The sequence below is a fragment of the Litorivivens lipolytica genome (assembly GCF_014191715.1).
Lineage (GTDB): Bacteria > Pseudomonadota > Gammaproteobacteria > Pseudomonadales > Spongiibacteraceae > Litorivivens > Litorivivens lipolytica.
The window spans coordinates 56,089-75,723 of the sequence record NZ_JACHWY010000004.1 but is presented as its reverse complement, the minus strand read 5'-3'; the positions used below and the strand labels follow the sequence as shown (position 1 = coordinate 75,723).

Annotated in this window: 24 protein-coding genes; 9 read left to right on the top strand and 15 right to left on the bottom strand. The window is 52.9% G+C overall.

Annotated elements, in window-relative coordinates; translation table 11 throughout:
* The first annotated feature begins 180 nt into the window (after positions 1–180).
* Together FHR99_RS15990 and FHR99_RS15985 are read left to right on the top strand one after the other, a co-directional pair.
* The gene (locus FHR99_RS15990; RefSeq protein ID WP_183411753.1) at positions 181–459 is read left to right on the top strand and encodes a hypothetical protein; all 279 of its coding nucleotides are present in this window, start codon (positions 181–183) and stop codon (positions 457–459) included.
* Positions 452–1,078 carry a hypothetical protein gene (locus tag FHR99_RS15985; RefSeq protein WP_183411752.1) on the top strand — a complete coding sequence of 209 codons (627 nt, stop codon included), beginning with the start codon at positions 452–454 and terminating at the stop codon, positions 1,076–1,078. The genes FHR99_RS15990 and FHR99_RS15985 overlap by 8 nt, the downstream gene beginning before the upstream one ends.
* A gap of 45 nt (positions 1,079–1,123) precedes the next feature.
* Here FHR99_RS15985 and FHR99_RS16520 read toward each other — a convergent pair whose 3' ends face one another.
* Positions 1,124–1,246: a hypothetical protein gene (locus tag FHR99_RS16520; RefSeq protein WP_281388679.1), complete on the bottom strand. Its 123-nt coding sequence runs from the start codon at positions 1,244–1,246 to the stop codon at positions 1,124–1,126.
* Positions 1,247–1,395: 149 nt separating this feature from the next.
* Here FHR99_RS16520 and FHR99_RS15980 point away from each other — a divergent pair, with 149 nt between their 5' ends.
* Complete coding sequence (locus FHR99_RS15980; RefSeq protein ID WP_183411751.1) at positions 1,396–2,388, top strand: restriction endonuclease; 993 nt, start codon at positions 1,396–1,398, stop codon at positions 2,386–2,388.
* On the opposite strand, the gene FHR99_RS15975 is transcribed toward FHR99_RS15980, so the two are convergent.
* From FHR99_RS15975 to FHR99_RS15950, 6 genes are all read right to left on the bottom strand, one after another.
* On the bottom strand, positions 2,379–3,218 hold the full coding sequence (locus tag FHR99_RS15975; protein ID WP_183411750.1) for a J domain-containing protein: 840 nt from the start codon (positions 3,216–3,218) through the stop codon (positions 2,379–2,381). The two genes, FHR99_RS15980 and FHR99_RS15975, sit on opposite strands and share 10 nt — an antisense overlap.
* A gap of 56 nt (positions 3,219–3,274) precedes the next feature.
* Positions 3,275–3,862: an HNH endonuclease gene (locus FHR99_RS16625; protein WP_183411749.1), complete on the bottom strand. Its 588-nt coding sequence runs from the start codon at positions 3,860–3,862 to the stop codon at positions 3,275–3,277.
* 49 nt (positions 3,863–3,911) lie between these two features.
* Positions 3,912–4,364 (bottom strand): hypothetical protein, encoded by a 453-nt coding sequence (locus FHR99_RS15965; protein ID WP_183411748.1) that lies wholly within the window; start codon positions 4,362–4,364, stop codon positions 3,912–3,914.
* A gap of 27 nt (positions 4,365–4,391) precedes the next feature.
* Complete coding sequence (locus tag FHR99_RS15960) at positions 4,392–4,706, bottom strand: HNH endonuclease (RefSeq protein WP_183411747.1); 315 nt, start codon at positions 4,704–4,706, stop codon at positions 4,392–4,394.
* Positions 4,707–4,801: 95 nt separating this feature from the next.
* The gene (locus tag FHR99_RS15955) at positions 4,802–5,995 is read right to left on the bottom strand and encodes a DUF4236 domain-containing protein (protein ID WP_183411746.1); all 1,194 of its coding nucleotides are present in this window, start codon (positions 5,993–5,995) and stop codon (positions 4,802–4,804) included.
* A 124-nt stretch (positions 5,996–6,119) separates the two neighbouring features.
* Entirely contained in the window at positions 6,120–6,359 is a 240-nt protein-coding gene (locus FHR99_RS15950) for a hypothetical protein (protein WP_183411745.1), read from the bottom strand.
* Positions 6,360–6,934: 575 nt separating this feature from the next.
* Here FHR99_RS15950 and FHR99_RS15945 point away from each other — a divergent pair.
* On the top strand, positions 6,935–7,297 hold the full coding sequence (locus FHR99_RS15945; RefSeq protein WP_183411744.1) for a hypothetical protein: 363 nt from the start codon (positions 6,935–6,937) through the stop codon (positions 7,295–7,297).
* Positions 7,298–7,300: 3 nt separating this feature from the next.
* Here the strand turns inward: FHR99_RS15945 and FHR99_RS15940 are convergent, their stop codons facing one another.
* Together FHR99_RS15940 and FHR99_RS15935 are read right to left on the bottom strand one after the other, a co-directional pair.
* Positions 7,301–7,726, bottom strand: a complete 426-nt coding sequence (locus FHR99_RS15940) for a hypothetical protein (RefSeq protein ID WP_183411743.1) — start codon at positions 7,724–7,726, stop codon at positions 7,301–7,303.
* Positions 7,727–8,066: 340 nt separating this feature from the next.
* Positions 8,067–9,317: an RNA-guided endonuclease InsQ/TnpB family protein gene (locus tag FHR99_RS15935; RefSeq protein ID WP_183411770.1), complete on the bottom strand. Its 1,251-nt coding sequence runs from the start codon at positions 9,315–9,317 to the stop codon at positions 8,067–8,069.
* A 227-nt stretch (positions 9,318–9,544) separates the two neighbouring features.
* Here FHR99_RS15935 and FHR99_RS15930 point away from each other — a divergent pair, with 227 nt between their 5' ends.
* The gene (locus FHR99_RS15930; protein ID WP_183411742.1) at positions 9,545–10,330 is read left to right on the top strand and encodes a hypothetical protein; all 786 of its coding nucleotides are present in this window, start codon (positions 9,545–9,547) and stop codon (positions 10,328–10,330) included.
* 50 nt (positions 10,331–10,380) lie between these two features.
* Here the strand turns inward: FHR99_RS15930 and FHR99_RS15925 are convergent, their stop codons facing one another.
* Positions 10,381–11,706 (bottom strand): hypothetical protein, encoded by a 1,326-nt coding sequence (locus tag FHR99_RS15925; protein ID WP_183411741.1) that lies wholly within the window; start codon positions 11,704–11,706, stop codon positions 10,381–10,383.
* A 133-nt stretch (positions 11,707–11,839) separates the two neighbouring features.
* Between FHR99_RS15925 and FHR99_RS15920 the strand changes: the two genes are divergently transcribed.
* Both FHR99_RS15920 and FHR99_RS15915 read left to right on the top strand, forming a co-directional pair.
* The gene (locus FHR99_RS15920; RefSeq protein ID WP_183411740.1) at positions 11,840–12,325 is read left to right on the top strand and encodes a hypothetical protein; all 486 of its coding nucleotides are present in this window, start codon (positions 11,840–11,842) and stop codon (positions 12,323–12,325) included.
* Positions 12,315–13,148: a hypothetical protein gene (locus tag FHR99_RS15915; RefSeq protein ID WP_183411739.1), complete on the top strand. Its 834-nt coding sequence runs from the start codon at positions 12,315–12,317 to the stop codon at positions 13,146–13,148. Before FHR99_RS15920 ends, FHR99_RS15915 begins: the two co-directional genes overlap by 11 nt.
* Here the strand turns inward: FHR99_RS15915 and FHR99_RS15910 are convergent.
* The 4 genes from FHR99_RS15910 to FHR99_RS15895 all read right to left on the bottom strand — a co-directional run bounded on the left by FHR99_RS15910 (position 13,141) and on the right by FHR99_RS15895 (position 18,134).
* On the bottom strand, positions 13,141–13,485 hold the full coding sequence (locus FHR99_RS15910; RefSeq protein WP_183411738.1) for a hypothetical protein: 345 nt from the start codon (positions 13,483–13,485) through the stop codon (positions 13,141–13,143). The two genes, FHR99_RS15915 and FHR99_RS15910, sit on opposite strands and share 8 nt — an antisense overlap.
* 326 nt (positions 13,486–13,811) lie before the next feature.
* Complete coding sequence (locus FHR99_RS15905; protein ID WP_183411737.1) at positions 13,812–14,348, bottom strand: hypothetical protein; 537 nt, start codon at positions 14,346–14,348, stop codon at positions 13,812–13,814.
* 109 nt (positions 14,349–14,457) lie between these two features.
* Positions 14,458–16,956, bottom strand: a complete 2,499-nt coding sequence (locus tag FHR99_RS15900; protein ID WP_183411736.1) for an ATP-dependent helicase — start codon at positions 16,954–16,956, stop codon at positions 14,458–14,460.
* 38 nt (positions 16,957–16,994) lie between these two features.
* Entirely contained in the window at positions 16,995–18,134 is a 1,140-nt protein-coding gene (locus FHR99_RS15895) for an RDD family protein (protein ID WP_183411735.1), read from the bottom strand.
* 202 nt (positions 18,135–18,336) lie between these two features.
* Here FHR99_RS15895 and FHR99_RS16660 point away from each other — a divergent pair, with 202 nt between their 5' ends.
* Positions 18,337–18,726 carry a carbon storage regulator gene (locus FHR99_RS16660; RefSeq protein WP_183411769.1) on the top strand — a complete coding sequence of 130 codons (390 nt, stop codon included), beginning with the start codon at positions 18,337–18,339 and terminating at the stop codon, positions 18,724–18,726.
* 15 nt (positions 18,727–18,741) lie between these two features.
* Entirely contained in the window at positions 18,742–19,242 is a 501-nt protein-coding gene (locus tag FHR99_RS15885) for a hypothetical protein (RefSeq protein ID WP_183411734.1), read from the top strand.
* 27 nt (positions 19,243–19,269) lie between these two features.
* On the opposite strand, the gene FHR99_RS15880 is transcribed toward FHR99_RS15885, so the two are convergent.
* Entirely contained in the window at positions 19,270–19,608 is a 339-nt protein-coding gene (locus tag FHR99_RS15880) for a hypothetical protein (RefSeq protein ID WP_183411733.1), read from the bottom strand.
* Positions 19,609–19,635: the final 27 nt, after the last annotated feature.

The following is a 19,635-nucleotide window of genomic DNA, read 5'->3' as shown; positions in this document are numbered from 1 at the left end:
GGCCTCGCGCGCACGCGAGGGGGTCGATAGGGTTGAGGGGTAGGGCTACGGAGTGCGTTGGGGTAGGGGGGTGGTTCGGAGTGGCGGTTGTGGTGGGTGCCCCGTCTGGGGGTGGTATAACATTTAGGGTTTGGTGAGGTGTTTTCGGTGTATGCTGGGTACCTATAAAAGGAGAGTGCTATGAATCGTCCCCAGAACACGCCCGACGGCATGACCTTTTCCTACGGAGACTACGAACGCTCACCCGTCGTGATGCTGAAAAACCGTAGAAATCTGCCCGTGGCTGCGGCGATCTATGTCGAGGGTAGTTGGCAGCGGCTCGATACGGCCGAGGCGTTTACGAAGGCAGGAAGGATGGAGAGGGCGCCGTGGGCGGAGCGCTTCGGACGCTCTCCGACTGAGCCTGAGCAATGGCTTCTGGCCAACATGAATAATGCTGAGGTTAATACCGATGTATAAGACCGGTGCTGATACGTCTCAACAGCGTCGAGGTCACGCGTATCAGTGGCTATGGCGCTATGGCGTTATCGCTTTATACGTCTCGCTCATACAGCCTGCGACGGCCAACCCTGCGCAACAGGACCCGCAACTACACGCTGATAAACACACAAACTATCTCTCACCGATCGAACGGGAAAAACAGGGGCCCCAAACACGACCGCCCGGGTCGCTGAGCGATAGCGAATTAAACCGGATTTCCATGGAGCTTTGCTCAGGAAGTTATACCTTCGAGGAATTTGTAACCCTCATGGAAGAGCACGGGATACTACGAAACTACCATCGCCATTGGCCGCAATTCTATTGCGATAAGCAGGCGCAGTATCACTTCCTTCACCTTCTTATTGATAACTACGATAGTTCAATGAGGTATATAAATGGGCTGCTGACCTCACTGCGTATCGTTGCCGCCTCTGACAACCTGGCAGAGCTGCTGAATATACCCGATCGGGAAGGATATACCGCTCTCGACATGATCGACTTTTTTATGGAAGACACGTCTGAAGACGATTATTTGAAGTTAGAAAGTCTTCGCAAGTCGTTAGCCTTCTTTGGGGCCAAGAACTCTCCTGAACCTTAAGTGACTCGCGGAACCGCTCACCCCTCTGGGCTTTTCTTTGACGCATCATAGAGGCGCCAGCCAACGATAGTCGATCGCCATATTGAAATGGTCGCAGGATGACTTAACGGTCACTGTTGCCATCAAGACAACCCCCTTGACGCTATAGTCCTGCGTTATAAAATTCACAGCGCAGTTCCATCCTGCCCGACGTAAAATCGAATTAAGCACGACAGTAAGACACCCAAGCCAACATGAAAATCGTGAGTCTACCCAGCTAATTAATGCCTCTCTGACGACTTTTTACTCAAAGAAGAACTCTAGGAGCCCTATCAAAAATGCTAACCGTGCCTACTGGCGAAACGTGTCCCACATGTTCCGGCCCGCTCGTGCGGGATACACGATCGATTATCACCTGCCCAAAATGCACGCCTGATGAGCAGCCAGCGCCCTCCGACATCCACGATGCCATAGAGGGGGAGAGCGAGATCAAGGAAGCGATAGACATCCAAGAGATTGTAGCGCGTATCTATATCATGGTGTTCATCGGATCGGGTATCGCGGCATTTGGATTCGACAAAGACGGCGCTGGAGTAGTATTTGGTCTGGGCGTGCTTATCGCCATTTTTTGGGGCGCGGTCGCCGGCAGCCAGCAGGAAGAAGAACGAAAAGACGAGCTGCTTCAACGTCAACGTAAACACATCGAATCCGTGTCCAAGCGTTATGCCGATGTGCTTGCCCGAAAACGCCGACAGCTCATCATCAAAGACGATTACGGCGATATCGACGACATTGCTTGGAAAAAAGAAATCGAAACCTTTGTGAATAAAAAGGTTAATCCATTCCCCGAAAACGCTATTGACGCCAAGCTTGGCGTTCACCTATCAGGCAACGAGATTGCCGAGATCGTGGATCAGATCGCCAGGAATGCGCAAGAAAGTGCACAAGCGCTGCCTTACGAGGAGGCCATGGATGGAATTGAATACGAACACTTTTGCGCATCATTGCTACAGGCATCCGGTTGGGATGCGCGCGTATCACAAGCCTCTGGCGACCAGGGTATCGATATCGAGGCACGAAAAGAGGGAGTTTCGGTAGTGATACAGTGCAAAAAATATAGCTCCCCGGTCGGCAACAAGGCGGTTCAGGAAGCATTGAGCGGAAAGCAATTCGCTGGGGCGGACTACGCCGTTGTTGTAACGAACGCGAGTTTCACGCCGTCCGCCAAGAAGCTCGCCGCAGCCTCAGGTGCCATCTTGCTTCATCACGAGCAGCTCGTCGAGCTTGAGACGATACTAAAGGAGTGTTCCACAACGACAGTTCAAGCGTAGGCACGGAAGCGTTCTAGGACGAACTTGCAAAATGCATGGCCGTCCTCGAAAGACATCGACTCGCCATCGAGTTCAACGTCTACACGCGCGCTAAAAAAACGGTCTTTCACGGTTCCGCCGTGAAGCCGCACCAGAGCATGCGCCATGTTGGAATTGAAGAGACCGTCGCCATACTTGATTTTCCCATAGTAATGCCGCGACTCAACGACCTTGCTCACGCCCTCGTACCGTTTCTCAACCTGATGCTTAATGCTAAAGGAACTAACACTACGGCCCATCACATTCACAATCTCATTGAGATAAAGCGCTGCCTCCTTGTGGCCTGATTTAATCAGATGTTCGGCATACGCCTGAATCTCTTTGTCAGACCCGAAATATCTCGACAGGTATTCCCCCTTAAGTTTGTTGGCAATTTCCTTTGCGTCATCAAACCGTTTTCTCTCCAAAAGGAGAAGCTTGAAAGCAAAAGAAATCCGCCATGAGAGCTTTTCTAAATCCTTCGAAATCGCATCGATGCGGGGGTAAAACTCGCATGCGACCGCCCAGGGCTTGTCGATAGGGCTGGTCGAGAAGGGTTGGTCGTTTTCAAACTCATCGGAGGAGGCGTTGTGCGAGTCCTCTGCTCGGGACTCGTCATATTGTTTTCGCTTGACCGGATCCGATAGCACGTCATAGGCAGCATTAATCTGCTGAGCTTTCTCAGCGGCATTTTCGTCGCTGTTTCTATCAGGGTGATAAATTGCCATCAAAGCGCGGTAGGCTGCACGAATCACCGCGTCCTCCGCGTCCGGCACAAGACCGAGGATGTGGTAGTAGTCAGGTTGGCTCATAAAATTTCCTCATCTGCATCACCCCAGCAGCAGATTCTAAACTAGTCGGCCAGTGTTCACTGCCCGTAGTGGCGCTCCCGGTGGCAATTGGGGCAAAGTGCCTCGGCGTTCTCGACCGTATCCTCACCCCCATTCGCCAGCATATCCTTATGGTGCACTTCGAGGTACGGCGTGCCATCCGAGGCACGAAGAAAGGGGGCGGGCTTCTGGCAGCGTTCGCAGGTGCCCGCGGCGCGTTCTAGGACTTCCGCCACGACGTCGGGATTGCGGACATGCTCAATGCGTGTCACATAGCGTGTTTTGGGGTTGGGATCCGCGTCTTGCAGACGTTTTTTCCGGGCGGCGGGGTCTTTGCTGGCCAGCCTCACATGCTGATAAAACGTCTCCCATTCTTCCTGCTCCGCTTTCAGACTATGAAAGGGGATACCGAGGTCTTTCATAGCTGCCTTTACCTGATCCGTTGAGTATTTCGCGGGGGGAAGATCAGCTGATAAGGCATACGTGTACTTTAGGGGGTAGAGCTCCTCCTCGAAAATAATGAACCAATCGACGCGATTCAGCGTTTGTGTCCACGGCCGGTCACCGTCGTTATAACGAGCGATGCCCTTCTTGAGGTCTGTCAGTGTGATTCTCGGAGCTGGCATAAATTCCTATCGCTTGATTCCGGAGCACGGTAGTGGCAACTACCACGATCTATCGTTTGAATGGTTTAGCATGATTCTTCGGATCAGCGAATATTGCGTCCAAAACGCCCACTAAATCGTCCGGTATATGTGTCATGCCCAAGGTCTCGCCGCGGAACCAGTCATAGAATTCACTATCGGTGATTTCTACGGGCGAATCGAAATACATACCATCCGATGCTTCACCATAGCGAACCGTATTCTTGTAAATGAATACGCCCTCCCAGAGAGCGCCGCCGGCTCTTTTGTGGACATCCGTTGAACGGTACTTGTAGCCCAACCGGTAGATCGTACTGCCATCTTCGCGCACAACTTCGATCACATACACAAAGTTGCCTTGCGCGGCCTCGTTCGCCTCGTGCTGTTTGCTGGTGAGGGAATAAGGCTGTTTTTCTACTTCGGGTAATATCTTAGACAGGGGGCCGTGTTCATAAGCGAGATGTTTTACTGCGAAAGCTTTCAATGATTACTCCTAACTTCAAAAAAATACTCATAGTTCATTTGCGATCGCCTGTTTAATAACCGGTGCTACAGTTTGGGGTGAAATGCCCCTGACTTTGCAATACTCCGACTGAAGCCATACCGAAAGCTGCTTTTGCCCCTTACTCGCATTGCAGCCTCGACAACACAGGGCAATGTTCTCCCGCGTAATGATCGTGGCATCGTTGATGATGTGCTCCCAGCTGGCAGATTGCTTGACCGATTCTTTGGGCGGAAGAAACTCTTTCCTGCAGTACACGCAAACCGTATCGCGTTCACGAACTTCGGCCTCCAGCGATGCAGGGATATTCCAATTGTTCGCCATAGTCACCCACTTGAGCTCTACGTTGCCGATTTATCCAAAGCGTCGATACACAGATCACATAGCTGCTGAAAAGACCACATTATGTGTCCCTGTTCTTACAGGTCAAACGCGGAGAAGCTCTTTCGCCCCTTTCGTGCATTTTCAAACGTTCCAGCTATTTTCTTTGCCAAAATGCTATCCGCGATGAGTACGGTGAAGCTCTTCTCCTTGTACGTGAAGGCGATTTCGCCGATGTCCACAACGCTTTTCTTATGGTTGCTATTAAATCGCAAGTCGGGGGAGCCATCTTTGTTGGTGTAGGTCCAAGTGTCCTCAATCACAGTGGCGCCTTCTGGGGCTCGGTCCATGACGACAGCGACTGATCGGGCGTTTACGGCGAGGTCGCTGTAGAGCAGAGCCTCCATACTATCTGCGGTTCGGACGAGGATGAACTCTGGCAGGAAATACCAGTGAGTTGAGCTAAAGCCAGTGGGTATTTCAAACTGGTAGATCGGGAGGTTGCATTCAACGTCGTCTGGGTTCCAGCGTGATGCAGCAATCGGTGTGCTGGTGAAGGTGCTAGCAGCATTGGAGTTGCGCCGCCATTCGCCAGGTGACGCCAAGCGTGTCTCCGATTTCATGAATTCTAACCATGGTAAGCTCGCGAGTTGCTGCAGGGCTTTGCACTTTCGGCTGTAAGCGTCGTGTGCGGCTTCACTTGGGAACTCAAAGTGAAGACGAGGAGTTTCTTTTGTTTCGTCCTCGCCAGGGGCTTCGTCCTTGGTTGGTCTTTCAGGATTACGGTAGTACAAGTATGTTGCGACATAGGCGAGTATGGCGCCGAGCACCAGTCGGCGCCAGCCATAGGGCGTGTTCATCATAGTTAGGCCGGTAAGCACGGCCATGGCTGCGCCGCTACCGGCAATCATGGTCCCCCAGCCATAGCGATTCATCGGCAGCGGGGTGTCTGGAGACTCAGCTTGCTTGGAGATGGCGACGAAAGATTCGCAAAACACTTTTTGTTCCGCTGAAAGTTCATTGGCGGTGTTGGACCATGGGCTTGGGGAGTATTGTGCGGTGTTCGGGGCGGTATGGTCGCTTGGCAGGGGGCGTGCCTCGGGAGCATTGAACACCCGGCCCAGCTCCTCTCGATAATAAAAGCCGTGTCGCCCAATGTGGATATAGCTTCGGCCGTCGGGTCTGATACCAAGGCGAAAACCGGTGATCCCAACAGATGCGCCAAGTCCACTTTTTGAAAGGTTCAGCCGAATTGGACCTAGATTCACGGACGATTTCAGGTAGGTGGGCACGATGCTCCCTCACGGCTTGGCTTTGCAATACAGCATAGAATATGGGGAGCGCCAGCGAAACCGACTGATGGTAGCTCAATAGGGAATTGTGCGACGGAGTGGGGCGGCATCTGGTTTTGACAGATTAATCATTACTTCGATTGAAGTAGCCGGACTCCTTCAGAAAGAAGGCACCGATCCCCAAGGCCACCAAGCCTAAGAAGATTGCGGCACCGTCGGACTCCGCTGGTTCGGCATGGGCGCCTCGAATTCCATAGTTAGCATACAGGCTGATATCACTGCCAGAGTGGCCTGACATCAGGAATACCAACCCGGCGAACGCCGACAAGCCGCCTACAATGGCTAGCCCCGAATCCTTTCTCATCATTTCTCCTGATATTCAAGCTATTGGCATTAGCCACTTTTGCGATGGATGGGATAGATACGCTCTCGGCCGGCCAACGATATGGCAACACAAAGAACGAATAATAACGGACTTAGCCACACCCAGCTGCCCATCACAGGGATTAATGCCCCAAGTAGACCACAGGATATCAAAAGCAAAACCCCACTCAGAGATTTATTCTTCTCGCTGAGCTTTGCCGTCGTATATTGCGCATCAACCACGACGCCATCAACGGACAGCTGACACTCAATTCTGCCTGTGAGTGGATTGCCAACCCGTATGTCTAGCTTATAGACGGAATCCCCTATGTTGACTGAATAGCTCGTTTTTAGCTTGTACCGACGAGATTGGCGCAACAGCCGGCCATTCAAGTAGACGAATTCATTGCCGAGCGGGGTAAGTTCTACAGCTAGACGGTCCTGCCCAACATCGAATTTAAAGTTTGCAGTCGCCAAGCAACGAGCTCCTGAAGTAGTTCGATTCAATATCTTACATGAACTTGCAGTTTGAGAAACCGAGGTAGGGTAGTAGTAAAACCTTTGCAGGAGTACTACATGAAGAAATCCATTCCCACCCTCGGGCACACCGTCGAAGATGTCGTTGCTGCCTGGCAGAACACCGGTACAACCCTCTGCGGAGAACGCGGCTGGCTGCGTCCCTTTGCTGAAGATATCTTCACCGGCCGGGAGTACTTCTGGAGCGGTACCGGGGCCCTACAGCGCGTTATCGGGCCAAATCAGTGTGTGGACGTCTGTGAATCGGAAGAAAAGTCGCTCATGGAGTCATTAGCAAGTGGTGCGGTAGAAATATATCATCGCGGCACTTGGGGGGCGTACGCAGATCGGCGCTGGCCGAAAATCACTTTGCATCGTGCAACGGGTCGCCGGATGCCTACGGAAAAGTGTGATGCAGCGTAGGCGCTAACGAAATATCGCCTCGATAATGCGGTTTTTGACCTTGATAGACAGATCAGGATGGAAGTATTCGTCTCGTCGCGCCTCGAACTTGTCTTGCGCGTTAACCACTTGATTGCTGGTCGCCGTCGGGTCCGGGTATTGAGTAGACTCTGATAGTCGGCTTAACGCGGCACGCATAGCATCATGTGCGCGTGTCTCATTAATGCTGCCATCAGTATTGGCCGTGCATCGACTGGCATCAATTCGAATAATTTTCTGGGGTTGTCGCCCTTCGCGTGTGTAATACGCCATCGCGAAGAGAACGTCGCGTCCTGCGTGTGATTTGAGTTCGGGTTCTCCGCGGAGAAAAAAGCGCTCCCATGCAGCATTTGGAAGGCGTTTGATGGAGCCGTCCGCCTCAACAATGAATACTCGATATCCCATGCTCATCACAATGCCCCTAGTGGTCATTGATACTCACAATACCGATTTATATCAGTTCAGTTGGGAGGGCGCCAATTTCGAGGGAAAGCTGCGGCGCACTGGTTTACAGGGAGTGGAAGAGTGTAACGCGGAGTCAGAAGAATCATCGCTATATGTTCGCGCACATGATTGCTTAGCGTGAAACGAGCGATAGAATAATCCCATGAGCGAACTGTTAATCCCCTTTGCAAGACACGAGCAAAGCGATCGCGTTGTTGGACCTGAAGAGGTCGAGCGCGGCGCCGCTTGCGGCTGTGTGTGCTTGTTTTTTGACGTCCTCCCCCACCTAGCGTCGGTGGGGGATTCCTTACGCAGCTATCGCTGCGCTGGGTGCCAGCCCCTCGCGAGGTAGCACAGGTTCCTGCTTCATTGAGTCATCCAGTGAGGACTCTCCGCAGGCTAACACCCGCCGTCCGCGGGCTAAAATATTAATCGCAGCAACACGATCCGCATTGTCTTGGTGGCCGCATTGAACGCAGGTGAAATTCGCCTGTGTTTTGCGATTATCCGGACTCACATGATCACAGGCCGGGCAGGTTTGACTGGTGTGATGTGCTGGCACCGCCAGCACGTCGCCACCCAACCAGGCCTGCTTGTATTCAAGCTGACGACGGAACTCGTACCACCCCTGATCGAGGATTGATTTGTTCAGTCCGCTCTTGGCTTTCACGTTGGTGCCAGGTGCATCAATTGTCCCCTTAGCCGATCGGCTCATATTCTTCGTGCGTAGATCCTCGATCACAATCATCGCGTGGTTTTTGCTGATCTCGGTCGAGGCTTTGTGCAGGAAGTCGTTGCGGCAATGAGCGATCTTGCTGTGCAAACGAGTGATGCGTTGTTTCTGTTTGCGCCAGTTGTTAGAGAATTTCACCTTTTTGGCCAAGCGGCGCTGTTCCTTGGCGAGGCGTTGTTCGTATTTCCGATAGATGTTAAGCGGCTTGATGCTCGTGCCATCGGAGAGCGTGACAAACTTAGCAACGCCCATGTCGATGCCGACTTCTCTGGTCGACGGATGGGCGAGCTGCTCTACCTTCTGCTCAACCTGGAAGCTGATAAACCAGTGGCCGGCGTTTCGGGTGATCGTGCAGTTTTTAATTTTCCCGGCGATGTTTCGCGACTTTCTGAAGCGGCACCAGCCCAATCCGCCTGGGAGTTTCACGCGCCGATTGTCGATTTTGCAGTATTTGCTGAAATTGACGAAGCGAATACTGTTGTCAGAATCGACATGTTTCTTTTTGAAGACAGGGCGAGAGGCCTCTAACTTTGGGTCAAAGTAACGCTGCCAGGCAAGGCTGAGGTCGCGCAGCTTTTGCTGGAGGTTGTCGGTGTAAGAGGTCTTTAGAAACGCATGCTCTGGGTTGTCACGAAATTCCTTCACCCAGTAAGTAATCGCAGTCTGTCCTGGTATCCGCTCGCCGGAATCCAGTAGCTTTAAACATCGATCCAGGCCTTTATTCCAGGCCCATCGAGCGCAGCCAACAAGTTCTGTCATTCGCGCGGATTGCTCGCATGTCAGATCGAGACGGAACTTGTAGGCTTTCAGAATAACTGGCTGCATATACAGTATTGTAGTGAGGGTTTCACTATTGTCAAAACAAGATGAGCTAGCGCTCATCTGCGCAATTCACCCCACACCTACTTCGGTGTGGGCACCCTTGCGCAAAATCTGGTGGCGGTGGCGAAGCGGTAGTTGCCCGTCGGGGCGAGACGAACAGGGAGCACTTTTCCCACGCGGCAAAGAAAGAAGAGCCTTGCCCGGCCAGCTTTAAGAGGGCCGTCCTGTGGATGGTTGGAAGGATCTTCCGGGAGGGAGCCTCGCTCGTCACGACTGACTACCAGATCGTTTTGAATCCCGGCGAGTGGGATGCTGAAGAAAGGCAGGTTACTGAGTCCCGCCAAATCAGCTATGAAGTCGTGTCGGTAAGAGAAAATGCAGCAGAGACACAACTCTATGCAGACCTGAAGGTGGCAAACGCCTCGCTGGGAGTGATCGCTACGTTCGGAGTAGCCGAAATCCCGCAAGAGTGTAAAAGTGAGCGAAAACCTGTCATTGAGATGAATCTGGTGATTGCGCATCTCCTGTACCAGCAGCACAAACAAGGGTTTCGTCAGGCACTTCAAGAAAAACTGCTCGGATCCGCTGAGCATAACCGCTGGTTGTACCATCCCAGAGAAACCTCTATGCGGAAGGCCTTCATGGACCATCGCGAGGCAGAACTCAGGAAGATTGAAGAAAAAAGGCTGGCCAGCGATCGAGAGTACGCCGCACAACAGGAACAAAGGCGAAAGGAACTTGAAACTGTCCCTTCATCGGAGAGAGAGCGCATTGATTGGTTAGCCAAACAGTGGGAAGAGCTCGCGCTGGAAGGGCATAGCCATGCTGCACATTGCCAGAACTGCATGGCCGCACAGGCGGATGATGCGCACTGCTGTAGGTATTGTGGGAGCGATGCGCTTGAGACTCGCCCAACCGGCAAAGGCATTTTGCTCGATATACGTTACAAGTTTCTCTGCTGGGGCTATGGCGTGAAATCGCTAAAAGCGATGCCGACCATCGGTGCAGATCAGTAAAGTATAAATTTTGCCGGCGTGACCGGGAAGCTCAACTGCAGCATCTAAAGCTAGGTAGAATAAAAGATTCCCTCATTACGGACATAGCCGGCTTGGGCGTACAGTTCCGTGTCTTGAGAGGCCATTTCTTTCAACCGCTCCTCGGTTAGCGGTCGGCCTGGGCGCTCAACCGGAAACTCTAGCTCAACGTATCCATTGCGGCCGTGATAGAAGTAGTCCATATAGAGTGCGCGGGTGCGGCGCTGGATAACGATATCCTCAGTGCGCCGTATCTTTCGCTTACTCTTTCTCATTAAGCCTTCAAGGTATTCGATGCCTGCGATCACGTCGTTGTCGTCTGCCCCCAAGCCTGCGAGCAGCGGAGCATAGTTTGTACTGACGACGAGATTGTCCAGCAAACTCTTGTCGACTTCTGCCAGTGCTCCGTAGCGATAGTCATCAAATAACTGCAGCAGTGCCTCCTTGGTGGGAAGGCTGTGCCACAGGTCGGTGAGTAGCAACCCGATGGGATTGGCTTTGTAGGGTTGGGGTTTTTGGCCAGCAACTTGGGGTAGGGCGTCGTGGTCGTCTGTGAATACCCAGCCGAGGAACAGCAAGCCCATGAACGCCTCAAGCCTTCCCTCGGGACCGTGAAAGTTGACCAGCGTGTGAGGCAACGCGGAGAAACCGACGTGTTGATAGCCGGCCAGCGCTGACATCAACTTGTGGATGGGGCTTGCCAAAAGTGGGGTGCGCTCTTGGGGCGGTATCTCTGCATGAGAACAAAGGCGGGGGGACCAGCATCTGTTCAGGATGTCCCGAGCCACGGGGTCGTGTTGGAAAGCTTCGAGAACGGCCAGCAGTCGGTTAATATGGTGCGGTAGTGCGCGCATTTCAGCGAGATGGATGCGATCGTCACTGTCGCCGCGGTGCGCGTAGTGCGTTCGGTGGTAGAGCTTGAGGGTTACGCCGAGATAGTGGAGCGCTTCGAGTTCGGCGTCGAGTCGGTTGAGCAGATGGATTGTTGGCTTAAATCGGGACTCAAGCAGTTCGAGCAACTCGATGCGGTTTTGCCGTTGTTGTATCTGTTCTGCCCGTGCAGCGAGGTCGCGTGTCTGTTTGGATACGCGGTGGGCTCGTTCGGCAATCACGAGAGCGAACATGGTACCCAGAAGTGCTGTCGGTATCCCCAAAATGACGGAGATTGAGTTTGAGGTTGAGCCGATGGTGTCGGAGTTAATGCCGGAGGAACCAAGCCACGCGATGAGGCTGAGTGCGGATATGGGCTGCTCGCTAGTGAAGAGCACGATGGCGCCCATAGTGAGGTAGAGTGCGATGACCGCGACGACAATAGCGATGGTGAATACGGCTGCGGATGAGGTTGGAAATCGCTTCAAGTTCAATCCTTAGGCTGTCTCAAAATTGGACAGTTTAGCACCAACTCAGGGTGAAAAAGGCACCGCCATGGCAGCTTGCATTTCTTTAAACTCTGTTACGATATCTCCATTCGACCAATGGACTGGCTAAGACATGAATGTGTTCATCTTTTTGGAAAAGGCTTCAGCATTGAAGCCAGTGAGCCCGCAAGATATCGCCGGGTACAAGGCCTCGTACATGAAGGCGGAGCGCCGAGACGCTCTGCAAGTCAGCGGTAGCATTGCAGCTATCATGCTGTTGCTTGGGATCGGAGCTATGTTCAGCCCCGCGCCGGGCCTCGCGATTTTGGCGCTTATCGCGGCTGTCCTCTGCATTGGATTCTTCTGGAACGAGCATTCTACCAGCTCCTCAGTCTTTGAAGTTGCGGTGTCGAGGATGACGGAAAGCGACTTTTCCATGGAATTCCTTACTCTCTGCCAGAACTACCCTGAAATACTGCAAACCATTCAAGCGCTCAAAGCGAAACAGGAGGGCACGGTATACAACTTCCAGGTGTGGCAGCTGTCACGACGGGGCCACAAACTTGCCGTGGAAGAGATACAAGCTCGTCAGATGGAGGCAGGTCATCATGCTGCATAAGATCAATGAAAACGTCGCCGACTTTGTGCGGCAAGAACAGAACAGCATTCTGCGTGCCGGCACCGGTGTTTCATGTCACTACTTCCGCGGATCGTTCGAAGGTGAGTACCTGAGCGACCGGGTGTGGGAGAAAGTTTCAGAGCGCGGCGGTATCGATGTGTTGTGGCTCGGCGCCAACCCAAATGCGCCGGAATCGCTAGCGCGTATCGTGTCGCAAACAGACCATGAGCACTACGAGGCCTTCTTGTCGCAGTTGGAAAAACGCTGGATCTGTGACGTAGCGCCGGATGACCCTGATCATTGGGACCCCCTATCAACGGTCAAACATGCCGGCTGGAAGTTCTATTGCGATTCCTTCGAGCGCGCCGGCGGGGCTGAAGCGATCATGTTTGCCAACATCATCCCTTGGGGGAGTAAAAATATCGATTCACTGTTCAAAACGCTGGATGAGAAATCTCCGGAGCTGCTTAACCGCGTCCTGCAGTTTGGCGATTCCCAAGTCCGAGCTATGGTCGATCTGCTAAAACCCCGATATGTCTTGGCGCCGAGCAGCTTTTGCAATCATCGGCGGCTGCGTGGCGTTATCGACTCTCCCATCCTGGGTGGGCCAAGCTATAAGTTTGAAAGGCGGTCGGTTAAGCCCGGCAAGCGAGCCATGAACTTCGCCATCCGGACAGATCGAGAGGCCGGCATTACGGTCGTGCATGCGGCCCATCCATCAGCATTGCGGGTAACCAATCAGTACCGCGACTTATACTTTGACGAGTTCACTCAGATACTGAGCGAGTTTTCCGTGGAGCGTCCGTCGGCGATGACTAGCTAGCGGTGGCCGCCGGCCGCGGCACCATCTTAGGCATCCCATCTCTAACCACACAGAAGGCCCTCTCGTTGAGGAGGGCACCTTGCACTGCCTTTTTATCAGGCACCTTCCGCCATACCGGGAAATGCCCGGGTGCGACGCTGTACTCCAGAATGTCCAGCTTGATCGGCCTGGCGGAACCGGAGTAGCGGCCTTCACCTTCAACCTCGGTCTGATCGAGGAATCCGCCCCACGCTACCCGGTGGAAATCTCCGTTTTTCAGTAACACAGGGACCACATCGACCTTATTGGGGCCAAGCTCGGAGAGGGTGGTTAACACGGCATTGTATCGGTAGCGCAAAATGACCATGCTGTAATTATATACAGTATCACGCGCGAGGCACAATTCCTGAGTCGGAGCATCCCTCTCGGTGCGAAAACTCCCCTATACGAACGCTGTGGCAGGTCCACCTCATGATAACTTGACCTTATCGTGGAAGGATTTGGAGAGATGGTTCAATGGAAATACGCGTAAGCAGTTACACGGCCGTCGTCGACTGCCCGCATTGTGGGTGTGGTAATTCAAATTGGGTCATGGACCCGAGGGGCGCCGAAGCAGAATGCGATAACTGTGAAAAGAAATTCACCGTTCCTGAAAACGCCAGTATTACCCTGACGTAGTAGGGATTAAGGCTTGTAGTCCCGCGCCAGGGGCCCCTCAACCTTTTGGTTGATCTGGCTCGGAAACTCAAGCTCTGGGCGAATGGTCTTAATGGCTTTAAACATCTTGTTGATGTTATTGCCGTAGTTCATGGACACGTTGTGGAACGTTCCATTCTTCATCAGGATGCCGCTGTAGGTGATTCCATCTCCCGCATGAGAGAGCTTGCGCCGGTGTTCAAACCGCTTAATATCGGCGATCGATACGTCGAAAGACCACGCCTCTGAATCCGGATAGCTCACAACAAAGCGCTCTTCCGTGATGATCGCCTCATACACGGCAGGATGTGTGAGCAGCCAATAAACGAAGGCCAGCAGTAGAACGCTGGCAATGGAAAACCCCAGCACCGCCCAGAAACGAGTATCAGCAGGGATGTCCACTGCGAAAAACCTTTCTGCGGCGAAAATGGCGCCGATATAGACCCAGCACGCGATAGCCATATTGAGAAAAAGAAAGGCCCACTGGGCTCGGGATTTTCTGTAGTGGTACAGTTCTTTTGACATCGTTTGGTGTTTACCTATCAACTTTAACAGAAGTCCGTGACGAGGAGAAAATGGACTCGATGGAAGGGCAGGACAATGATTGAGTTGTGGCCATTGGTAGGTGGGGATCTCACGCAAGAAGGGAATCATGTACAGTGTCGTTCGGAAACTCCTTCACCCCTTCGGCGCCAAAATCCACCATGACAGAACCTCGTTTGAGAGTAACGACACGCCCTTCGCCAAAATTCTTGTGGTAGACAATCTGTCCCTTGACCAATGCCCATAGAGTGACCGGTTCTCGCTCAGATGGCTTTCTAGGAGGGCGCGGGGTTTTTTTAAGAGATCGAACAGGGCGTGGATTGCGCATTGAGTCGAACTCGTCCTCTGAGATTAAGCTTAGATGCTGCCCGGCGCTTAGCCTGAGAACTCGCCTGCGGTCCTTCTCAAATTCAACCCAGAAAAAAATAGGGTTTTCTGAAACAATACGTCCACCCCCGAACTTTCTGTGGTAGACCGCGGCGCCACAGCCCAGTGTTGTCTGTTGATCCTCCGGTGCCTTAACGATTAGCTCGTGATCGAGCGCCGCCAGATAGGCTTCACCACTTTTGCTTAAGGGCCGCTCGGGTGAGAATTCCGCCTGGCCGCTATCCAGTGTGCCGGAAATAGCCTGGGCCTCATCCAGGTTGATCTCTTCTAAGAAGCGGCTCGGTGTAGTGGGGGACCCCAGCGCCAACGAAACGTCATCACCACCAACGGGCAGCTCCGGCGCAATCAGGTGCACCGATCGAATCGCCCGCGTCATGGCCACATACAGTAAGCGCCTTTCCGATTCGATCTCTCTCGGCGTTGGCTCGCGACCTTCTTCTAGCTGCTTTGAGGTTTGGTGCGGATAGTTCTTGTCGCTCAGACCCGGGATAACCACGGTGCCCCATTCCAAACCCTTGGCCCGGTGGATTGATGTTAGCGTGATAGGTTGCTGCGAGGTGTTACGCTCGGTGTTGGTCAGACCAGCGACCAGCTCATCAAGCCTTACGGTCATGTCGTGGGCAGACACCTCCCTCTGTTCTCTGACGAAATCAAGAAACGCGGATACGACCTCGGCGGCCTCATCACCGTCCTGCTCACCCAAAGCGCCAGCCTGGAGAGCCCTAATCAGATCCATCTCTATGCAAAACCCGCGCAATACCAGGTAGGCACTTTGCTTGACTGGAACAGTGGCGAGTAACGCATCCCAAACTCGCGAGAGCTGCCGCGCCGGCCAACCCTCAAGCTTCGCCAAAAATGGCTGTACAGCTCTCTCTCCTCCAGCCATTGCTTCGGCTGCGCCGGCCAGAACAGGGCCATTCACCTTGAGGTTGCAGATTTGTAGCAGCGTGACAAACCGGGATTCCCGGTCAGCGTCTGAATGCTCCCACACGTCGCCGGAGGCAAACTGGAGGACGGTGTTCAACGATTGAACCTCATCGCGCTTGAGTGCATAGCGACCGCCGTCCATGCGATAAGTTATCCCGGCCGACAGGAGGCGGAGCTCGACTGCCGTGCTTTGGGACCACACTCGAAACAGAATGGCTACGTCTTTGGGATCACCTCCGCTGGCAAGCGCCTTGCGTACGATGGTGCAGGCAGCTGCCGCCTGATTTTCACAATGTTCGAGTTGCACGGAGGTCTTTCGTCCATCGGGCGCCGCCAAGCATACGACGTCTTCTCGCTCTTTGTTGTGGCCAATAAGGCTGTTCGCCGCGAGCGCTAGTGTATGGCCGTAGCGGAATGTGTGGCTCAACGAGTACTTGGTGGTGCCCGGATAAGCTAAGTCAAAATCGTGGAGCATGAATTCCGGACGACTTCCTCTCCACTCATAAATAGTTTGATCAGGGTCGCCAATGCCAACGACCTGCGCCCGGCATCCCGCAAGGGTGTTTACCAGATAGGCCTGTATGCCGTTAATGTCCTGCATCTCATCGATCAGGATGAAATCCACTCGGTTGGCCACTATATCGACAGCATTCGTATTTGAGCGAAGACACATGACGGGATCAAACAGCATGTCCGCGTAGGTGATCTTGCACTTAGATTTACGCCAGTGCTCAAAACTGTCAAATAGCTCGATAAAGAACTTACATTCACTGCCAAGCTGCAATCGCTTAAAGGTATCTCGGGCTGAAACGACATCAGCTTTCACGTTATCAATGAATGACGCCGCGGCGGATATCCATTGCTGTCGTCGATTGGCTTGCAGCTCTGCCTTGAGCGACTCGCCACCGAGTTGTTGCAGCAGTTTGAGTATTTGAAGATTGACCTGCTTTTCGGAAAGAGGGCGCGTATCAATGCTTGGCAGGAAACCCCGCTGGATAAGGTTTTTATACAGCTTAAGCCCCATAGAATGAAAGGTACGCACCTCCGGGAGAGTGTAACGGCCGGCTCCACGGCGCTCCAGCTTCTGCACAAACTCCACTTGTGCATCTTTGTTGAACATGATCACGCGCATCAGCCGCGGATCGGTGCCCCTTTCGAGCTGGGCAAGAACGTATTCAACCAGCGTGGTCGACTTGCCCGCCCCGGCTACTGCTATGACCTTTGCATGGCCTCCGGAATGCTGGATAAAAGCCGATTGTTCTTTTGTAGGTCGCAACTAAGATGCCTTGCTTGATTCCAGGAAAAAGTTAATCTTCACTGGCACTCGACCGCGGGGTCAATCCTGACCAAGCGAATTGGTCTCTGGTTATTCCCGCTGTAGTGATAGCTCAATACTATACCATTCTCGCGAAAGAACGCTGCATCCGGATTCGTACACGCGTTCTCTATAAGAGAGGGTCGCATTACTTCCTCAACCATATCTGGATCAAGCTCGTCAGCGGGGTAAGAAACGAGCGTAAAGTAGCTTCGATATTCGTTGCTCAGCGCTTCTTGCCGATCGAGTCGGGTGACTTCGTCGACCATCATAGGAAGTGACTCATTGCTGATTGTTGCTATTTCCCGTAGCTCAGAGTTGAGATTGCGCTGAGATATCACATAGTCGTCGTTATAGTCGGACTCCCTTTCGGTCTGATTGACATAGGCAGTAACCATACCATTTGCTAGCAAAACAAGGGAAATAACGGTCACTGCCAACACAATCCGACCACTACCCATAGGAGCGGCACTTACGATATAGCGGCCTTCATCATAGCTTGCTGGCTTGCCCTGTTTGACACGGCCATGCTGGTACACGCATGTGAACAGACTTATCAACGGGAAACCTGTTCCGAGACCTGACCAGTAAACCCTCGCCTGGCGTGCGAGGTACATTCCAGCAGTTAAACGATTACCACTGGCATTGCGCACGTTAACGTTAAACAGAGCTTTTCCAATTGTCGTCCCGGTAAGGGCAAAAAGCAGGGCTTCGACAAACAGTATAAAAGGGGCCATGAACCAGCCAAGAAGAAGCGCCGGTGTTTCCAAGAGCCAATGCTGGAGCGTTGGGGAGACCATGCTCGCAAAATAGCCAAGAGGGTAACCTAGTAGTAACCCTAGCACCCAAATATCTACCGTTCTAGCTATATAGCGCCGCCAAGGGCCGGCGACCACCCCTGATGCTAGATCAGCAGGAAGAGAGGTTGTGACCTCATCTTGCGTTTGTTCTGAGCTGGCGGTAGAAGGTGCTTGTTGAAATCCATCAATGCTGCCAAGAGGTTTCCAGCTACCAAGGCCGTGGCGCCACACCATTGCGCGGCTGTCGACTCCACCGTTTTGGCAAAGTTTCCTCAGCTCCGATTCGCTTAAAGGTCCTCTCCGTTCACCTTCGACATTTATCCACCACTGGTCGCTCACGTTGCACTCCCTTGTTCTTATCCTTTGAAATATCAAACCACCGAAGGCGTTTACGCCGGTATGGTGGATCCGCGCCTTATCACATATTGCCAAAGCGAATATGAATGTCATACTACATTTGCTAGACGCAAATAGTAAGAATAACGCCTTAGCAAAACCGTCTTTGCACGGCGCAATGTCATAGGGAAGTGGAAGGAAAAGCATGCTTATTTTAGCTCGCCAGCGAGGCGAAAGTATCATCATCGACGGCCAGTTCAGGGTTACCGTCGTCGCTATCACCAGTCAAACAGCAACCATAAAGATTCCTGGTGATGAGCAGCCATACGAGCTCGGTCTCAGCGAGTCTATTCCCGTGTTGCAGGACGTAGAGATTCAGGTTTCCAGCATCAGTGGCGGACAGGTCCGCTTGGGAATTACCGCTCCGAGGCATATCGGGATCGTACGAGAGGAACTATTGGAGAAACCGCTAGATGAGCGGGAAGCCGAGCCTAATAGTACTGTACGATCTGCAGGCACGGAGTCTCCAGGCAGCGGTTCAACACGATCGGCTTCTAGGCCAAAGCTATCACTCAATCGGCGTAGGGCGATTTAGCCCTGACGAGATCAAATGACAGCCAATCGTCTCTCCTACATAGTCGACATTGAGGCATCAGGGCTTTCACCAGAAAGTTACCCGATTCAGGTGGCGTGGGTGGGTTTAGATGGAGGCCCGCCTGATGGGTTCTTTATCGTCCCAGCGGAAGGATGGACATACTGGGATTACAACGCGCAGGATCTGCATGGCATTTCTCGGGCGAAGCTGTTGGCCGAAGGCATATCCATCTACGAAGCTTGTCAAAGACTAAATGAAACGTTTCGCGGTTGTGAGCTCTATAGTGACGCGCCAGGGCACGATCAATTCTGGCTGAGCCAACTTTTCGAAAGCGCCGAAGTACACGATGAAATGCCCGAGCTAGCAAGTGTTTTCACGTTGCTGACTGCCGATGAAACAGAAGAGTTTATTCGTATATGTGGACTCCAAAGGCGTACTCACGACGCGCTAAGCGACTGTTCGGATGTACGAGAAGCGATCATCCGGGCGAGAAGGTACGACACGCTGCAGAGCTAAGCTGATGCTGAGAACGTCCTTCGCAAACTATCGCCTGTGTCTGTATTTTCTGTAGTCGACAGTGGTGTGATCAAACCCCAGTTCAGCGGAAAGCTCGTTAGCAATCCAGCCCCCGTAGAAGTTTTCGGTTAGCCACTGCTGGTGGCTTTGAGGCATATCTGGACCTTCACTATCACAATTAATTTGCTCAGGCTTGGAGAGAATCATTGTCGCCACAGCATTGAGCTTGCGGTGCAAAATGATGTGCTGCGCTGCAAAATGCTCATTTAGCAGCGGCTCAACGATCCACCCAGCAGCGACGTAGTCCGCACGTAATTCCTCAACCTCACACCTAGTATCATCCGCCAGCGCCTGAAGCTCTGCCATACCGATTACTGTGACTTCTCCCCACCC